General features: G+C 44.8%; 17 protein-coding genes. 12 read left to right on the forward strand and 5 right to left on the reverse strand.

Going from position 1 to position 16,273, the window contains the following annotated elements; all coding sequences use genetic code 11:
* Positions 1 to 203 (reverse strand): DegT/DnrJ/EryC1/StrS family aminotransferase (locus ABW391_RS24810; RefSeq protein WP_353484599.1); only part of this gene is annotated, 203 nt, incomplete at its 3' end.
* Positions 204 to 365: 162 nt separating this feature from the next.
* On the opposite strand from ABW391_RS24810, the gene ABW391_RS24815 reads away from it, so the two are divergent.
* From ABW391_RS24815 to ABW391_RS24825, 3 genes are all read left to right on the forward strand, one after another.
* Complete coding sequence (locus ABW391_RS24815; RefSeq protein WP_353484600.1) at positions 366 to 2,045, forward strand: ArnT family glycosyltransferase; 1,680 nt, start codon at positions 366 to 368, stop codon at positions 2,043 to 2,045.
* 1 nt (position 2,046) lies between these two features.
* Entirely contained in the window at positions 2,047 to 2,478 is a 432-nt protein-coding gene (locus tag ABW391_RS24820; RefSeq protein WP_353484601.1) for a sugar 3,4-ketoisomerase, read from the forward strand.
* A gap of 95 nt (positions 2,479 to 2,573) precedes the next feature.
* On the forward strand, positions 2,574 to 3,707 hold the full coding sequence (locus tag ABW391_RS24825) for a hypothetical protein (RefSeq protein WP_353484602.1): 1,134 nt from the start codon (positions 2,574 to 2,576) through the stop codon (positions 3,705 to 3,707).
* Here the strand turns inward: ABW391_RS24825 and murI are convergent.
* From murI to ABW391_RS24845, 4 genes are all read right to left on the reverse strand, one after another.
* Positions 3,695 to 4,498 carry a glutamate racemase gene (gene murI, locus ABW391_RS24830; protein ID WP_353484603.1) on the reverse strand — a complete coding sequence of 268 codons (804 nt, stop codon included), beginning with the start codon at positions 4,496 to 4,498 and terminating at the stop codon, positions 3,695 to 3,697. The genes ABW391_RS24825 and murI overlap by 13 nt on opposite strands.
* A 116-nt stretch (positions 4,499 to 4,614) precedes the next feature.
* A complete protein-coding gene (locus ABW391_RS24835) occupies positions 4,615 to 5,127 on the reverse strand; it encodes an OmpH/Skp family outer membrane protein (protein ID WP_353484604.1) in 513 nt (170 codons plus the stop codon).
* A gap of 69 nt (positions 5,128 to 5,196) precedes the next feature.
* On the reverse strand, positions 5,197 to 5,727 hold the full coding sequence (locus ABW391_RS24840; RefSeq protein WP_353484605.1) for an OmpH/Skp family outer membrane protein: 531 nt from the start codon (positions 5,725 to 5,727) through the stop codon (positions 5,197 to 5,199).
* Between the two features lie 160 nt (positions 5,728 to 5,887).
* The gene (locus ABW391_RS24845; protein ID WP_353484606.1) at positions 5,888 to 7,237 is read right to left on the reverse strand and encodes a mechanosensitive ion channel family protein; all 1,350 of its coding nucleotides are present in this window, start codon (positions 7,235 to 7,237) and stop codon (positions 5,888 to 5,890) included.
* A gap of 56 nt (positions 7,238 to 7,293) precedes the next feature.
* Here ABW391_RS24845 and ade point away from each other — a divergent pair, with 56 nt between their 5' ends.
* The 9 genes from ade (at position 7,294) to ABW391_RS24890 (ending at position 15,928) form a co-directional block, all read left to right on the forward strand.
* Entirely contained in the window at positions 7,294 to 8,919 is a 1,626-nt protein-coding gene (gene ade, locus ABW391_RS24850; RefSeq protein WP_353484607.1) for an adenine deaminase, read from the forward strand.
* A 46-nt stretch (positions 8,920 to 8,965) separates the two neighbouring features.
* A complete protein-coding gene (locus ABW391_RS24855) occupies positions 8,966 to 9,634 on the forward strand; it encodes a phosphatase PAP2 family protein (RefSeq protein ID WP_353484608.1) in 669 nt (222 codons plus the stop codon).
* A gap of 86 nt (positions 9,635 to 9,720) precedes the next feature.
* Positions 9,721 to 10,152 carry an OmpA family protein gene (locus ABW391_RS24860; RefSeq protein WP_353484609.1) on the forward strand — a complete coding sequence of 144 codons (432 nt, stop codon included), beginning with the start codon at positions 9,721 to 9,723 and terminating at the stop codon, positions 10,150 to 10,152.
* Between the two features lie 64 nt (positions 10,153 to 10,216).
* Positions 10,217 to 11,023 (forward strand): PD-(D/E)XK nuclease family transposase, encoded by an 807-nt coding sequence (locus tag ABW391_RS24865; RefSeq protein ID WP_353484610.1) that lies wholly within the window; start codon positions 10,217 to 10,219, stop codon positions 11,021 to 11,023.
* 362 nt (positions 11,024 to 11,385) lie between these two features.
* Positions 11,386 to 12,297: a hypothetical protein gene (locus ABW391_RS24870; RefSeq protein ID WP_353484611.1), complete on the forward strand. Its 912-nt coding sequence runs from the start codon at positions 11,386 to 11,388 to the stop codon at positions 12,295 to 12,297.
* Between the two features lie 292 nt (positions 12,298 to 12,589).
* Complete coding sequence (locus ABW391_RS24875) at positions 12,590 to 13,645, forward strand: glycosyltransferase family 2 protein (protein ID WP_353484612.1); 1,056 nt, start codon at positions 12,590 to 12,592, stop codon at positions 13,643 to 13,645.
* A 174-nt stretch (positions 13,646 to 13,819) separates the two neighbouring features.
* Entirely contained in the window at positions 13,820 to 14,017 is a 198-nt protein-coding gene (locus tag ABW391_RS24880; protein WP_502916351.1) for an MBL fold metallo-hydrolase, read from the forward strand.
* Positions 14,014 to 14,751 (forward strand): SDR family NAD(P)-dependent oxidoreductase, encoded by a 738-nt coding sequence (locus tag ABW391_RS24885; RefSeq protein ID WP_353484613.1) that lies wholly within the window; start codon positions 14,014 to 14,016, stop codon positions 14,749 to 14,751. The genes ABW391_RS24880 and ABW391_RS24885 overlap by 4 nt, the downstream gene beginning before the upstream one ends.
* 82 nt (positions 14,752 to 14,833) lie before the next feature.
* Positions 14,834 to 15,928 (forward strand): glycosyltransferase, encoded by a 1,095-nt coding sequence (locus ABW391_RS24890; protein WP_353484614.1) that lies wholly within the window; start codon positions 14,834 to 14,836, stop codon positions 15,926 to 15,928.
* Positions 15,929 to 16,273 lie beyond the last annotated feature (345 nt).

Here is a 16,273-nt window from a genome sequence, read left to right on the forward strand (position 1 = left end):
GAAATGTGCAGCGCATCCAGGCCATTGGCTACGCCTACACAGTATTGCGTTTGATTAAATGCGGCATAGGCCAGCTCAAAAGCTTCGACCTCTGGCCCCAGAACGTACCAGTTGGAATCATAAAATTGTTGCCAAAAAGCATCCATGTCAGCTTTGAGGGGGGCATGCATGGGTGCAGAAGAGAAAAATGGTACGGTCAACATGCGGCATGGTTTGGAATCATCAAAGGTTACGCTCAACAATTAACCGCAATTTATTTAACTTGAGCGCTAAATTCAACACCTGATTTTATTTTCTTATTTGATAACCCATACCGCTGTAATACAATGGCTAAAAATCAGCAAAAGAAAAAAGGAGGCAACCCAATGCCGCCTAAGCCACAAGGTCAGCCCAAAGTGACCAGGCAAGAAATTTCAGCCAAGCCCTGGGATCCCACGCTGGTATTTTGGGTTCATATCGGAATCGTTTTGGCATTTCTATTCATTGTGCGCATCAATTTATTCGATCTCCCTTTGGAGCGCGACGAAAGCGCGTATGCCTATCTGGGGCAAAGAGCTGGCGAGGGTTTGGCGCCGTACCGGGATTTTTATGAAATGAAGCCGCCATTTTTGTTTTATGGCTACGCTTTGCTCAATGCTGTTTTTGGCTATAGCCTGCTGGGATTGCGTTTGAGTGCCTGGTTTTTATCCTTACTCATTTGTGGTGGCGTGTACTTGATTGCCCGGAGTTTTTTTGGCGCCAAGTATGGATTGCTGGCGGCGGTGACCATGGCCTTGTTTAGTGCGAGTCCTTTCGTGAGTATGACTTTTGCCGAATCGGAGCTGTTGGTGATGGCGGTAGTTTTGTATGGAATCTGGTTGCTGTGCTTGCTGCTGACTCAACCCAGTTCAAGCTTGAGACAGGAACGCTTGCGGCTGGTTGGCGCTGGAGCATTGATAGGCAGTGCCGTGATGATCAAGCAATCTGCTGTTTTTTTTCTGGGTTTCGCGGCGCTAGCGCTGGTTTTATTAGCCAATGGTGATCAAATAAAGCAGAAAGTGGGCAAACTCATCACCAATGGCCTATGGTTTTCGCTGGGAGCAATTGCTCCTGTTTTAATTTGTCTGGCCATCATTTTGGGCTTTGGAGTATGGGATGAGTTTTCATTTTGGAACATAGAATACCCACAGTTGTACACTTCACGTAGTGCAAGCACTATTTCTTGGCAAAAAACCTTCAGCAGTAATTTCATCCAAATCATTCAGTATCAAATGCTGCTTTGGGCGCTTGGCGGTTTGGGGCTTCTGGCGCTGTTGTTGCGGGGCTTAAATCTGAAATTGAGTATCGCCCTTTTTGGCTTGTTGCTTTTTTCTTTTTTGACCATTGTACCTGGTCAACGTTTTTATTTGCATTACTGGATTCAATTTGTACCAGCGGTTGCCCTGGTGATTGCAAACTTGTTTTTTCAATTGGAAAAACTGGGGCAAAAAGTAGGTTTTGGTGCTTTCAAAAACTTGAGTTTCCCCATTGCAGGGCTATCTATTCTGGTGGTGATGGCAACCTCTGCTCCACTTTGGCTCAATGAAAATTCAACCGCGATAATGCGCACAATGTATGGTGGCAACCCTTTCCCTGAACACCAACTGATTTCGCGCCTGATTGCCTCCAGCATCCAGCCCAATGAGATGGTAGCCGTAATGGGTTCCGAACCCCAGCTGTATGTGTACCTCCAACGCAAAGCGCCTTCCCGGCATTTTTATTTGGCTTTTTTGTCGAGTAAGCATCGGTTTATTGAGGAGTGGCAAGAAGAAGCCTTGCAAGGCCTGACAACCCAAAAACCAGATTACATCGTGTTCAACATCGTGCCTTTGTCCTGGATGCTGCACGAAGACTCTAACCAGCGCTTGTACCAATCATCTTACAGTTGGGCAATGCAAAATTATACTCCCATTGCCTGGGTAGACCTCGCGGATTTCCAAAACCCAACTTTGATCTCGGATGCAGCGGCAGCAACTTACAAGCCTACGGGCAGTAGTTACATCATGGTGCTGAAAAAAAAGCAATAGGATGAATGAAGTATATTTCAATAAAGATCTGCCCCAACTGATTGAATTCCCAACCCATGGTGAATCAGCCATTGGTTATCTGGCGGTTGGTCAAATTCAACAAAGCATTCCATTTGAGGTAAAACGGATTTTTTGGACTTATTTCACCCCCCAAAGCGTCATTCGGGGGCGGCATGCCCATTATGCAACCTCGATGCTGCTTATTGCGGTACATGGCCGCATTGAAGTTCATGCAGAAATGATAAATGGTCAAAAGTGGGACTTTTTGCTGGATCGGCCTGATCTTGGCGTTTTTCTGCCTCCACTCACCTGGCATACCATGCAATACAGTCACGATGCCGTGCAGCTGGTGCTTACAGATACGGTTTATACTCCAGAAGATTACATTCGGAGTTATGACGCTTTTTTGGCGTTGAAGGAGGGTAAGTTTTAAGTTTTATTCCTTATTTTTGTTTTAATTTTCTTTTGCCTTTCACTTTAATACACAGCCTTCGGTTCATTTTTTTTCATCATCAACCGAGGCTAATCATGAAATACACGCCACGCCAATTGAGTTTTGCGCAATACCTGTTGCGCCGTATCGGCTTTTTGCGCCAGAAAGACATTGATGTTTATCTTCAACATCTGCTCAAAGTCAAGGGCAGGTACCATTTTAATCCAAAAGCAAAAAATGCGTTCAAAAGTTGGCAGTATTCTGCCAAAGCATGTATTGATGCCTTGATGGCTGAAATTAAGCTAAAGGGATCTCCTACTGAAATCAAAACCCGTAAGCTGAATGGCAAAAATTGGACGGCAACAAGTTTGTCGCGGTATGCTTTCTGCTCTGCTGCATTTTCCATCGGGCACTCCTTTGAACCCGCTGCGGCAACCTCTAATGAATGGATAGAAATCGGGGAGTGCCTACATCAGTCTCTCCGTTTGGGGGTGCGGTACAATCAAAGAAACGCTGATCCCGATCCTTTTTACCAACGCGGCTGGCAAAATCCAGCAATTACGAAAATGCTCAGATCAAAGCTCGTTCATGTTGGGCATGGAGAAAAACCCCAGCTTTTCCAAAACGAGGAGACCGGATTTTCAGGCAGCCCCGATTACATTTTCCAAGATCGGGATGGGGCTTATTTTGTAGTGGAAGAAAAATTTATTCGCCAAGATGACCCGATGAACCCTACTGCGTTGAAACTAATGCGGGAAGAGCTGGCGGGGACATTGGAAGCCAAGAACCAGGATCGGTACCAAGTTTGGGAGAAGCTGCCTTTTTATTTTTTTGAAAGCCACATTATCCAAGTGCTGGCCTACTTGTACAACCTCATTGAATACCCTTTGAGCTATGGCTATTTGGTGTATTGGTTGTATGATTTCAAGGATGGAGAACCCTACGTGTTTAAAGCAGGTGTCAAAAAAATCAAGCTGGATGAAAAATCAAGCGACTTGTACCAGCAATACAAACTGAAAATGGGGAAATTTATGCAGAAAGGGGTGGAAGCATTTGATGCGGCATTGATTAATCCCAAAAAATGCGCAGCATGCTCGTTTAGTCCTTTTTGCATGCAAAAAACGCGGCGTTTAGATCACGTTTGGCTTCCTTATCCAAGTGATGCCCTGCGATTGTTTCCAAGCGAATTCCCAGATGCGTTGCGCCCAAATCTGGGTCACCAAATCTGATACTGTTCCAACTGAATGGCTTCGCCATAAAACAAGCGAGTGGTCTCTTCAAAGGATTGGGTGTAATCAGAAACATAAAACCGGTGGGGACGGCGCTTTTCCAGGTTCAACAAATCATTTTGGGCAAGCTTGCTGGCCACTTCATCGGCAACTACCTTGGTAGAATCAAATACCTCTATCTTGTGTTGAAAATGGTCTTCTATCTCCGGACGAATCAAGGGGTAGTGTGTACAAGCCAAGAGCAATGCCTCGATATCTGCAAAACCGGGATGCGCCAAATAGGTATCCAGAATGGCTTTACTGGCCAGGTTGTGTACGAAGCCCTCCTCGATCATGGGTGCCAGTAGCGGAGTAGCCAAAGATTCAACGGATAGAGAGGGAGATACGCGGTGCAATTGTTTGTGGTAAATCCCAGACTGAACGGTTGCTTTGGTGGCAATAACGCCTACTTTTTGAAATCCCCTTTGCGCAACTGCACTGACGAGGGGATCTACGACATTGACAAACAATGCCTGATTGCGAAAAAATTCCAAAAGCACATCATAACCTGCCGAAGAGGCAGAATTGCAGGCCACCACGATCATTTTGCAGCCTTGGTCGAGCAAAAACTTGCTGATGCGCAGGCAATAGTAGCGAATGGCGTCGGCAGATTTATCGCCGTAAGGAAGGTGAGCAGTATCGCCAAAGTAGATGATTTCTTCGTTCGGCAATTTGTTCACAATGGCGTTGGCAACGGTAAGGCCTCCGATTCCGGAGTCAAAAACGCCAATAGGTTGAGATGCGCTGGTCATTATTTAAGTTGAAGCGTAGAAAAAATTTAGGGTTGATCAATAAACACGATTCCGGCACTTCGGCTTCGCTCAGTGACCGGATCGTGTTTATTGATCAACCCTAAATTTTTAGCTAATTACTGCGTAATGCCAAGTTTTTTCTTCACCATCGGTGCCACATCCATGGTTGCGTCGAAGTAAAGCAAAATGCCTTGATCAAAGATGTAGTTATACCCACCTTCAGTGGCAACAGCTTTGACAGCAGTATTGAACTCGTCCAAGATCGGCTTTAACAGCGCATCTCTTTTGGTTTGAAGGAGTTGAGTCATCTCTTGTTCGTAAGCAAGAATCTTTTGGCGTTCCTCCTCGAGCTTCTTCTCCTCTTCTTCTTGCTGTTTGGGTGGTACCAAACCATCCTGCACACGCTTCTGGAAGTCGGTTACCTTGGTTTGGAAAGCAGTGACCATATCCTGGCCTTTTTTCTGGAGCTGCTTTTGGTAAGCTTCCATATCAGAATCTGCCTGCTTTACCTTAGGCAATTCTGACATCATCGCTTGCGAATTGATATAGCCAAACTTTTGAGCTTGTAAGGCTACAGTGCAAAGTAAGGCGATGATTAAAAAACTGCCAGTCTTCATAAACTTGCTCATTGTTGTCCGTATTTGCGATTATAAATTTTCGAATCGTTCGAAAACCGCGCAAAAATAATCTTTTTCAGATTATTTTAAGCGATTGATGATGTCGTCTGTTTTGTCGTACTGCGGATTGGAGAAAATCATCCCCGCAGAACCTCCTTTGTCAAAAATAAAATCGTAGCCTCGTTCCTTTGCATAGGCTTCGATGGCGGCGTATACCCGATCCTGAATGGGCTGCACCAGTTCTTTGCGGCGCAGAAATAAATCACCTTCTGGAGAAAAGCGCTTGCGCTGCATTTCGCGCACTTCTTTTTCCTTGTTCATGATCTCATCCTCACGTTGACGGCGAGCCTCATCGCTCAAAAGGACTTGCTCCGCCTGAAAACGGTTGTATAGGCTCTTAATTTTGTCGTATTCCTGCGCAATTTCCTGGCGCCAGCGGGCAGCCATTTTGTCCAACTCGTCCTCGGCAGCCTTGTATTCATTGACACTGCCAAGTATTTTTGATACGTCAACACTGGCAATGCGTTGCGCCTGAACGGCCATCGTAAACGCAGGAACCAAGGCCAGTACCAATATTGCTTTCTTAATGAGGTTAAATGCTTGCTCCTTCATGGAAGATTTTTTGTTTTGTGACGAAAATATGTAATAAGGTAACGGAAAGTTAGCAGAATTGGAAACAGGAAGGGGGTGGTTTAACTATTGCTTAACCTAGCTTTCTGGTTTTAACATTTCTGGTTTGGGTTTTTAACAAGCAAAAAATAAATGCTGGCCACTATTGCTTTTCCAAATTCCTCAACCACACATCCGTTTGCGCAAATGGAATTTCGATGCCACGCTCCCGGAATTTTTGTTCAATGCTCACGCGAATGTCACTTTTGACATCGTCGATGTCCCTAAACTCACTTGACCAAAAAAACACTTCCAGATCAAGACTCGAAGCACCAAACGCAATCAAGCGAACATTGACTTCAGGAGTGGCCAATACACTGGGGTGGCTGCTGGCAATTTCTTCCAACAACTGAATGGCCAATTGGACATCCGATTTATAGGAAATCCCTACACTGACATTAAACTGGGCAATATCGTCCCCATGACTCCAATTGGTAACGTTGTTGAGTACCAGTTTGGAATTGGGTACAATGACACTGCGGTTGTCCCGCGATTGTACCACTGAAGTTCGGGGGCCAATGCGCCGTACTCTACCCACCAGGCCATCTATCTCTACCCAATCTCCAACTTCCACTGCGCGTTCAAAAAGCAATAAAATGCCTGAAAAGAAATCGTTGAAGGTTTGCTGCAATCCAATTCCCACGCCAACCAACAAGGCCACTGCGCCACCAGCCAGCACACTGATGTTGACGCCTACAAAATTGAGCGCGATCAAACTCGCTACGAAATAAATGAAATAGTTGACCAGTTGGTTAAACGCAAACTGTGAACCAATGTTGATGTTGCGACGGCGGTAAAAGCTGGCCAAAAACAGATGTACAATCACCCAAATGATCAGTTGCGCCAGTAAAATGATCAGGCAAGCGCCCAAAATATTGGAAGCCCGCAAGAGGTAATCGTTTTTCCCGAGCTTGCCTTCAAAAAAAACAAAATCAGATTGAAACAAGCGCAACAAAAACATCAAAGTAACTACATACACTGCGTATTTGATGTAGCGATTCGACGTTTGCCAATTGCGTGTGACTCCGGAAGTCCCTCCCAATAGAAGCGGGTTTCTTTGGTTTTCTCGTACCCGCACCAAGCTACGCAAAATGACCCGGCCCAAAATCAAATCCGCAATGCGTGCTACTTGCCAGAGCATCAGTCCTTGCAACAAGGTAGACACCCCGATCCAGCGCTGTTTGTCCTGAAAGAGGGTATAATCCATCTTGCTGATCCAGATCAATCCCAGCACCATACTGTACAAAAACAAAGGTTGAAAGCGCCGCCGAACTTGTCTTTTTCTGGCCTGCTCTACCTCAAAACGGACAAACAATTTGGGCAGCCCCCATACCAAAACCAGCCAGTCCAAGACCAGCACTCCTAGCACCCATAAAATACCAAGTGTTAATTGTGCTCCGCTAATTTGGAATCCACCGATATTGAAGAGTATTTTGCTCCAGAAGTTCTCCATGTGCTATTTGAACATTCGCAGTCTATTAATCATCCATCAAAGAAAGCTAAAAAATAATGATCATCCAAGGCCAGGTTATCGATATTCATCAACGGCGGATTTTTCCGGGCGAAATACAAATTGTACAAGGGAGAATCAAAAGCATTCGCAGCATTGCCAATGCTCCTTCGCGTTACATTTTGCCAGGCTTGGTGGATGCCCATGTGCACATTGAAAGCTCTATGCTAGTGCCTTCCGAATTTGCCCGTTTGGCCGTGGTGCATGGCACCGTAGCCAGCGTTTCCGATCCGCACGAAATCGCCAATGTGTTGGGCATCGCTGGCGTAGAATACATGATCCAAAATGGCCAGCAAACCCCTTTCAAGTTTTTCTTTGGTGCACCTTCCTGTGTTCCGGCAACGGGTTTTGAAACTGCGGGAGCCAGAATTGGTACCAACGGGGTAATGGCGCTACTCAAGCTGCCAGAGGTCAAATACCTGGCCGAAATGATGAATTACCCCGGCGTGTTGATGGACGATGATGAGGTTATGGCCAAAATCAAAATTGCCCAGCAAATGGGCAAACCGGTAGACGGCCACGCCCCAGGCCTGCGCGGCGCTACTGCCAAACAGTATTTCGACGCGGGCATCAGCACCGATCACGAGTGTTTTTCCTACGACGAAGCCCTGGACAAACTAAAATTGGGCGTCAAAATCATCATTCGGGAAGGCAGCGCTGCCAAAAATTTTGACGCACTGATCGAGCTGTTGCCCCTTTACCCGGATCAAATCATGTTTTGCTCCGATGACAAGCACCCCGATGATTTGATCAAAGGGCACATCAATCAACTGATTGCCCGGGCGCTGATGAATGGTTGCGACTTGTACGACACCATCCGGGCAGCAACGGTCAATCCCATACAGCATTACCAATTGGAAGTCGGCTTGCTGCGCGAAGGCGACCCCGCTGACCTGATGGTAGTAGAAGATTTGAGCACTTTCGAAGCGGTTGAAACCTACATCAATGGCCAAATGGTAGCCCATCACGGCCAAACCTTGCTCCATTCTGTAGTAGCCGAAGCGCCCAATAATTTCAATACTCAATTGAAAGTCCCTCAGGATTTCAGGGTTAAAGCAGTGGCTGCGGCCAAAGCAAAAGTCATCGAAGCTTTGAATGGCGAGATCGTCACCCGCAGCAGCAGTGCGCTTTTGCCCAATAGTGGCGGATTTGCGATGAGCGACCCCGGTCAGGATGTCTTGAAAATAACCGTGGTCAATCGCTATGCCGATGCGCCGCCAGCAGTGGCCTTTATCAAAAATTTTGGCCTGAAAGAAGGCGCGATTGCTTCTTGTGTAGGCCACGATTCGCACAACATCATCGCGGTGGGTGTAGACGATGAAGCGATTTGCGCGGCGGTGAATGCCATCATTCGTCACCGGGGCGGCATTTCGGCTGTCACAGGGACGGTTGAAAAAGTGTTGCCACTTCCAGTTGCCGGCATCATGACCAATGCCGATGGCTACCAAACGGCCCGTTTGTACAGTGAAATCGATGGTTTTGTCAAAAACACCCTGGGATCAACCCTGACTGCGCCTTTTATGACCTTGTCGTTTATGGCGCTGTTGGTCATACCTGATCTCAAGATTAGCGACCTGGGTTTGTTTAGTGGAAAAGAATTTGCGTTTGTGGAACTGTTCTCATAAAGTATAACCGCTATCTTTGCCCGGAAAATTTATTCAATTCTGACTCATGCAGGTTTTTGCCAAAGTTATATCTGTTTTATTCCACCCTCTTTTGCTACTCACTTACATGCTGGTGGTATTCCTGTTGGTCAATCCCTACTTGTTTGGGGTACACAACCTGCAGGAACCTTACAGCATGCAATTGATCTTGCGGGTATTTTTGTCGTCTTTTTTTATTCCGATGATGGCGGTGTTGATGCTGCGTTTTACGGGTTTGGTATCCTCCATTGAGATGCCCCAGCGCGAAGACCGCATTGGCCCCTACATTGTAACCGGCATTTTTTACCTCTGGCTGTTCCGCAATTTGCTGGACAATACCATGGTGCCTCGCCTGTTTTCCAGTTTCGTACTGGGTTCAACCATCTCGCTTTTTTTGGCTTTTTTCATCAATCTTTTTTCCAAAATCAGCGCCCATGCCGTAGGAATGGGGGGAATGATTGGTATGTTGGTGTTGCTGATGCGCAGTTTCCCAGAGTACAGCAGCATTTCATTTTCACTCCGTGGTGGCGATGTCATGGAGATAGGCTTGAGTGTGGTACTGTTGATCACCATCTTGCTTGCGGGCTTGGTAGGCACTTCCCGCCTGAGTTTAAAGGCTCACGAACCGATGGACTTGTATGGCGGTTATTTTATTGGGTTGATTGGTCAGTTTGTGGCCATGCGTTTTATTTTGTAAGCAAGTCGGCAACCGGGCTTAAGTTCATATTCAGGTTGTTTCTTTCCCGATTTTTTTGCACCTTCGGCAGCGAAAACCCGCTGACCATGAAAGGATTGTTTTACACTTTATTGCTTGTTGCCAATTGCACCTGGGCCATCGGTCAGCAGCACAACGTCGGCGAGGTAACTGTACCTTATCACATCTTCAGCATTTATTTTGGTGGTGGCTCGCACTACATAGATCAGGAGCAAATCGACGCCCTGAACAAATGGCTGGATGAAATCCCCGAACTCGACAGCCACGATGTCAGCATTCACGGACATACCGACAACATCGGTGGCGCAGAATACAACCAATGGCTATCTAAAATGCGCTCCGACAATACCCTGCAAAAATTGCTGGACAAAGGCCTGCGCCCCGAAATGATCACCATCCAGGATTTTGGCCAATTCAATCCCCTTTTTGACAATTCTTCCTGGGAAGGCCGCCGAAAAAACCGCAGGGTGGATGTTATCGTATGGCCACCGATACAGTGATGGGGAGTGACAATGATTTCAATCCCATCCAAATTTTGCTTAATTTTGTAAGAAAAATAGATGTATGACCATCGCCAGATTAGACAATGAAGTATTTTTCAAAAAAGCTTTTACCGATGAAATCGTGTTCAAGGCTTTTGTCAAAGACATCATTGGCATTGAGATTGAGCCAGATAAAATAGAAACGGAAAAAGCCTTTCAACCCAAACTGGGAAACATCAATTTTAAATACGACATTTTTGCGGAAGACAGCAAAAAAAGGGTCGTCATCGAAATTCAAAAAGTAGAATACGACCACAATTTTGACCGATTCCTGCATTATCATCTGCAAGCCATCACCGAGCAACAACGCAGCAGTGAGGATTATACTGTTGATAAAACGGTGTATACCATTGTGGTCATGACTGCACCCTATAAAATCAATGAAAAAACAAGAGAGATTTACAGAGACGAAGTCTTGATCTCTTCCTTAAATCCTAAAAACTTAACCGGAATTGAACGCAAAATTTTCAATCACGAATTGATTTACCTTAACCCCAATTACAAAGGAAAAGATACGCCCACCAATTACCGGGATTGGCTAGACCTGATTTATGAAAGCATTCACCATCCCGAAAATCCAAATGTGAACACTCAAAATGCAGGTGTAAAAAGAGCCGCTGAAATTGTGAGTTTTGAAAACATCAGCCCCGAAGAATGGGAAGAAGCTAAAATCGAAGCATCAAAACGCAAAGTCATCAAACTTGAAAGAGAAGAAGAAAGATTTGACATTGCGAGAAAATTGCTAAAACGGAACCTTTCAGATGAAGCCATTGCCGAAGATACGGGGTTAACGGTGGAGCAGGTCAGGGCATTGAGGGAGGAGGATTAGATGGGGTACTTGCTATCAAACGATCTAAATTTGTACACAGCTCACTCGTAACGGCTGGGATAGCAACAAAAGTTCGATTAATGGCCTAAAAATTGCTTGTAGGGTAAATAATCGTTTGCTATATTCGCTGGTGAGAGGAATACAGTAATGCGTAAATAGGCTACTTAAAAGAACGCGGACAAAGTGAATTTACCTTTAGCAGACGACTAAGTAAAATACGCAATGCGGGTTTAGGTTAGTCGTTGGTTGTGGTAGTGCGATAGTTCTCGGTGACCATCCAACAAAATAAAAAATCAAAAAAACCTCCCAAAATCTCCCCGAAATAGTTTACCTTGCGATAGAAATCAAACAAAAAATCAGGTATGATCATCGCCAACCCCATCTATGACGTAGTGTTCAAATATCTGCTGGAGGATGTAGAGATTGCTCGGGAGTTGCTGTCGACCATTCTAGGGGAGGAAGTGCAAAGTGTGGAAGTAAAACCACAGGAAACCTCCACCGAAACGAGTGGAGATATCCGTATTTTGCGTTTTGATTTCAAGGCAGTAATCAAAAAACAGAACGGAGAAATCAGTAAAGTACTCATTGAGCTACAAAAGGCAAAAAAAGCCTTTGATGTGATGCGCTTTCGACGCTATCTGGGTGATAATTACCGCAAAGAAGACGATGTACTCAACGATAAAGGCGATCTAGAAAAACGCCCGTTACCTATCATCACGATCTACTTTTTAGGTTTCCCATTAAACAGTATTCAGTCGGGAGTGGTCAAAATCAATCGGGAATACCGCGATGTAGTGACTCAGGAAATCCTGGACATTAAAGAAGATTTCGTCGAGTTGTTGACCCACGATTCTTATTTGATTCAAGTGCGTAAGTTAGCCAAAGCAGCCCGCAACAAACTGGAGCGGGTACTGCATATTTTTAGCCCGATTTATCAAAGTACAAAGGACAAGCATCAACTCGATTTTCAAGGCGATATCAATGATCCCTTGGTCAAAAAAATGGTAGATCGTTTGGGGAGAGCCATTGCCAGCGAAGAGATTCGGGACTTGATGGATGTCGAGGATGAACTGGATAGAATTTTTGATCGAGAGATGAAAAAAAAGGATGAAATTATCGCGGAGAAGGATCAATTACTGATTGAAGAAAAGAAACGCGCAGAAGTAGAGAAGAAACGTGCAGAAGTAGAAAAGAAGCGTGCAGAAGATGAAATCCAGAAAAACCTTGAATTGCAAAGGCAAATCGAAGAGCTAAAAAAGCAAATCAAGCCATAGATTTGGACATTCTCTTGCATCTGGAGAACTGTCAAAGCACTATCTTGCAGCCATCGCTTCCTGTTGAACCCTAACTGCAAGTACCGCTGATCGAGTTGATCCATTTTCTGGGTTATCATTGTCCGGTTAAAAACCAAACCACGCCATTGGGGGTTGGTTTGACTTTTCAAGACATTATTTCGGGCGAATCTGAAATGTCGTTGATGAGGAATACGGAAGGTGTCATCTCGTCCAGTTTGGATAGGTGGCAGGCCTTGAACTTTGAAACCCAACTTCATTAAAATTGATAATCATGTTCAACATGCCTTTAGTTTCGGTAGTCATTGCCGTATACAACGGAGAAAAATATCTTCGGGAGACATTAGAGAGTCTGTGTGCACAAACATTAGAAGCATGGGAGTGCTGGATTGTAGATGATGGGTCAAATGATGCGACTGTTTCCATTGTTGAAACGTATTGCCAGAAAGACAAACGGTTTCGTTTGATTAAAACACCCGGCCGCCAAGGTCCTTACATCGCTGCGAATCTGGCGTTTCCCCATTGCGCTGGAAAATATATCGCCAGGACGGATGCCGATGATATCAGCCTGCCGGAGCGATTTTCTACCCAGGTATCCTACATGGAGTTGCATCCTGAAATAAAAGTTTGTGGCGGCTGGCATTTCAATTTGCTCGAGGAGGGCGGGACGAAGCTTCGACACTACGAAACCGATCCGGTATTTTTACGCTGGCAACTGCTGTTTCGATGCACCATCGTTCATTCGACGATGATGCTGAGAAAAGATTGGTTTGAATCAATCGGTTATTATCCGAGCAAAAGGTTGGCGCAAGACTGGTATATATGGCAAAGGGCAGCGCGTGAAGAAGTGTTGCATGTAATTTGCGAACCCTTGATATTATGGAGAATCCATGCCCAATCAATCACTAAAACGGAGACTGCGCCCCAATTTGACGCCGGGGCAGCGGTTGCGTGCAAAAATATGGAATCAGTAACCGGTGATATGCCTGATTATGATAGCGTTAAAGCGCTCATTGGCGCTATGAGGGGAGATAAACTCGAATTGATTCCAAGGGCCGAAGATTGTCTTCGCTTAATCACCAAATTGTTTTTCACCTTTGAGACTGAAAATATTATCAGAACAAAAAAACAGTTGATCCTCATTCGAAATGAATTTCATCGCATCGTATTTTCGCTTTTATTGACCTATTACAAAGGAAATACTTTAGAGATACTGAAATTTTCATCGTACAGCTTAAAAGTCGGACAAAGTCGGCAATGGTATAAAGGGATGGTCTACTTTTTCTTTCAAGCGTTTTTGAAACCATACAGGAATGCCGCCCAAGAATAAAATCAAGTTAAAATTGACAAAACAAATGTTACCCATGCAGCTCACCGTCCTCGGCAACAGTGCAGTTTGCCCTTTCCAAGGACGCCATTATACCGCTCAAGTCTTACAATTTGACAATCAACACTTTCTGATTGATTTCGGCGAAGGCACCCAGATGCAAATGCACCGCATGGTATTCCTTTTGAACGCATTCGGCAGATTTTTATCAGCCACCTGCATGAAGACCATATCTTTGGGCTGGCGGGTCTGCTCGCGGCTTACCCCGCGCGCAAGCACAGCTATAAAGTGGAAATTTTCTCCCCCCGGCTTACGCGGCAGAAGAGGGTGAAACTATGGAAATATAAATTACATCATTTAACGAGAAGACCATGAATATAAAAGGAGCCGTTGCGCTGGTTACAGGCGGAGCGCATCGTGTAGGCAAAGCGATTGCTTTGTCGCTGGCACAGGAAGGGGCTAATGTGATCATCCATTACAATCGCTCGGAAGAAGAGGCCCGGGAGACCGTCGCCGCAGCGATGGCGCTTGGGGTAAAAGCCTTGGCGATCAGGGCCGATATTGCCGATCCCACGCAGGTGAACAACATGATCGCCCAGGCCGCGCAGGAGATTGGTCAGGTTGACATTTTGGTCAACAGCGCATCGCAATGGAAATCAACGCCATTTCCTTCCGCGTCGTTGGAGGAATGGCAAAGCGTATTCAACACAGATTTTAATGGGGCGTTTTATTGTGCCAATGCCGTTGTACCGCAAATGTTGGAAAAAGGGAGTGGTTTGATCATCAATATCTTGGATCTTTCCGCAGTACAACCTTACTATAAAATGTCGGCGCACGGCACAGCAAAAGCGGCGCTACTCTCCCTCACCCATCATCTCGCCCTGGAATTAGCCCCTACGGTGCGCGTCAATGCCGTTTGCCTTGGCCCTGTGTTGCCGCCCGCCCACATGTCTGCCGAAGAAATTGCACAAGTGGCCGCCCACAATATGTTGCAACGATGGGGAACCCCGGATGATGCGGTGCGCGCGGTGCATTATTTGATCGCGGCCGGGTTTGTGACCAGCGAATGCCTCACCGTTGATGGTGGTGCACGCTATGCCCACTACTAAGTACTTTATTAGCTCCAAATTTTGGCCATTCAAATTTTAAAGAAGGTATAATGATACCAGGCATTTACGGAAAATGAAAAAAATGAAAATTGCAATTTGTACCACAAATTATAGTGTATATTCTGAAACCTTTATAAAGGCTCAGGTTGATTTATTGCCAGCAAGTTTGGTATTGCATTCAGGATGGTTGCCCACACAATTTAACAATGGAATTTCCATTCAAAACAGGTTTCAATTTTCACTAAGGATGTTTTTTCAGGAAGTTTTAAAAATAAATCTCTTCACTTTGGAAACTTCGATAGGAAGACTTTTAAAGAAAAACAAAATCGATCTTGTATTAGCGCAATATGGTCCGGGAGGCGCTGCAATGCTCTCTATATGTAAAAAGTATCGAATTCCCTTGGTAGTACATTTTCATGGTTTTGATGCCAGCGATACAAGTATCATAGAACAACATGCAGCAAGCTATTGTGAAATGTTTGATTACGCAAAAGCCATAATTGCGGTTTCAAGTATGATGAAAAAAAAGTTGATTGATTTGGGTTGTCCACAAGAAAAAATTCACCATATAACCTATGGTCCAAATGATATTTTTTTCAAAAATAATCCAACCTATCTGTCAAACACTTTTTTGGGAATTGGTAGATTTGTAAATAAAAAGGCGCCATACCTTACCATTCTAGCCTTTAAAGAATTGTCTGACGAATATCCTGACGCAAGACTTAAAATAGCCGGTGAAGGTGAACTGTCAAATACATGCAGGAATATTACTAAAGCATTTAAAATTGAGGACAAGGTGACGTTTTTAGGTGCAATCAATCCCGAACAAATCAGAATTGAAATGGAAAACGCTTTGGCATTTGTTCAACATTCAGTTGTTGCAGATTCCGGTGACAGTGAAGGAACACCAGTTGCCGTGTTGGAGGCCCAAGCAGCTGCATTACCTGTTATTGCAACCATCCATGCCGGAATACCTGACGTAGTCGTTGAGGGTAAAACGGGATTTTTAGTACCTGAAACTGATATTTATGCCATGAAAGAGGCCATGAAAAAAATACTGAACAATAGGTCTTTAGCAAAAGAAATGGGTAGCGCAGGGCGCCACAGGATTAAAAACAATTTTACAATGGAAATGTATATCGATAAATTAAAAAAAGCTTTGTATGTGGATGAATGACTCGGTTTTTGTAATTTCACTGACTCCCTACATAAACTGGACAATTCTAAACTATAACCCTAATTTGTGCAATTTCACTCACATAGTGATGATTGTCGCAGTATTAGTGTTCACATTTGAAATTGATGTCTTGACTCTATTTAAATCAAAATGAAGAGAACGGTTGCTTCCTTGCACACCACTCGCAAAGCGCGGCGGTGTGCAAGGAAGCAACCGTTCTCGGTGACCATCCAACAAAATAAAAAATCAAAAAAACCAACCAAAACCTCCCCGAAATAGTTTACCTTGCAATAGAAATCAAACAAAAAATCAGGTATGATCATTGCCAATCCCATCTATGACGTA

Source organism: Haliscomenobacter sp. (assembly GCF_040403615.1).
Taxonomy (GTDB): Bacteria; Bacteroidota; Bacteroidia; order Chitinophagales; family Saprospiraceae; genus Haliscomenobacter.

Coding starts and splice junctions, on each gene's coding strand:
- ABW391_RS24890 (WP_353484614.1), top strand. CDS start 14,834: ATGAAAATTGCAATTTGTACCACAAATTATAGTGTATATTCTGAAACC.
- ABW391_RS24820 (WP_353484601.1), top strand. CDS start 2,047: ATGAATGAAGTATATTTCAATAAAGATCTGCCCCAACTGATTGAATTC.
- ABW391_RS24865 (WP_353484610.1), top strand. CDS start 10,217: ATGACCATCGCCAGATTAGACAATGAAGTATTTTTCAAAAAAGCTTTT.
- ABW391_RS24855 (WP_353484608.1), top strand. CDS start 8,966: ATGCAGGTTTTTGCCAAAGTTATATCTGTTTTATTCCACCCTCTTTTG.
- ABW391_RS24825 (WP_353484602.1), top strand. CDS start 2,574: ATGAAATACACGCCACGCCAATTGAGTTTTGCGCAATACCTGTTGCGC.
- ABW391_RS24860 (WP_353484609.1), top strand. CDS start 9,721: ATGAAAGGATTGTTTTACACTTTATTGCTTGTTGCCAATTGCACCTGG.
- ABW391_RS24815 (WP_353484600.1), top strand. CDS start 366: ATGCCGCCTAAGCCACAAGGTCAGCCCAAAGTGACCAGGCAAGAAATT.
- ABW391_RS24870 (WP_353484611.1), top strand. CDS start 11,386: ATGATCATCGCCAACCCCATCTATGACGTAGTGTTCAAATATCTGCTG.
- ABW391_RS24835 (WP_353484604.1), bottom strand. CDS start 5,127: ATGAGCAAGTTTATGAAGACTGGCAGTTTTTTAATCATCGCCTTACTT.
- ABW391_RS24885 (WP_353484613.1), top strand. CDS start 14,014: ATGAATATAAAAGGAGCCGTTGCGCTGGTTACAGGCGGAGCGCATCGT.
- ABW391_RS24875 (WP_353484612.1), top strand. CDS start 12,590: ATGTTCAACATGCCTTTAGTTTCGGTAGTCATTGCCGTATACAACGGA.
- ABW391_RS24840 (WP_353484605.1), bottom strand. CDS start 5,727: ATGAAGGAGCAAGCATTTAACCTCATTAAGAAAGCAATATTGGTACTG.
- ade (WP_353484607.1), top strand. CDS start 7,294: ATGATCATCCAAGGCCAGGTTATCGATATTCATCAACGGCGGATTTTT.
- murI (WP_353484603.1), bottom strand. CDS start 4,498: ATGACCAGCGCATCTCAACCTATTGGCGTTTTTGACTCCGGAATCGGA.
- ABW391_RS24845 (WP_353484606.1), bottom strand. CDS start 7,237: ATGGAGAACTTCTGGAGCAAAATACTCTTCAATATCGGTGGATTCCAA.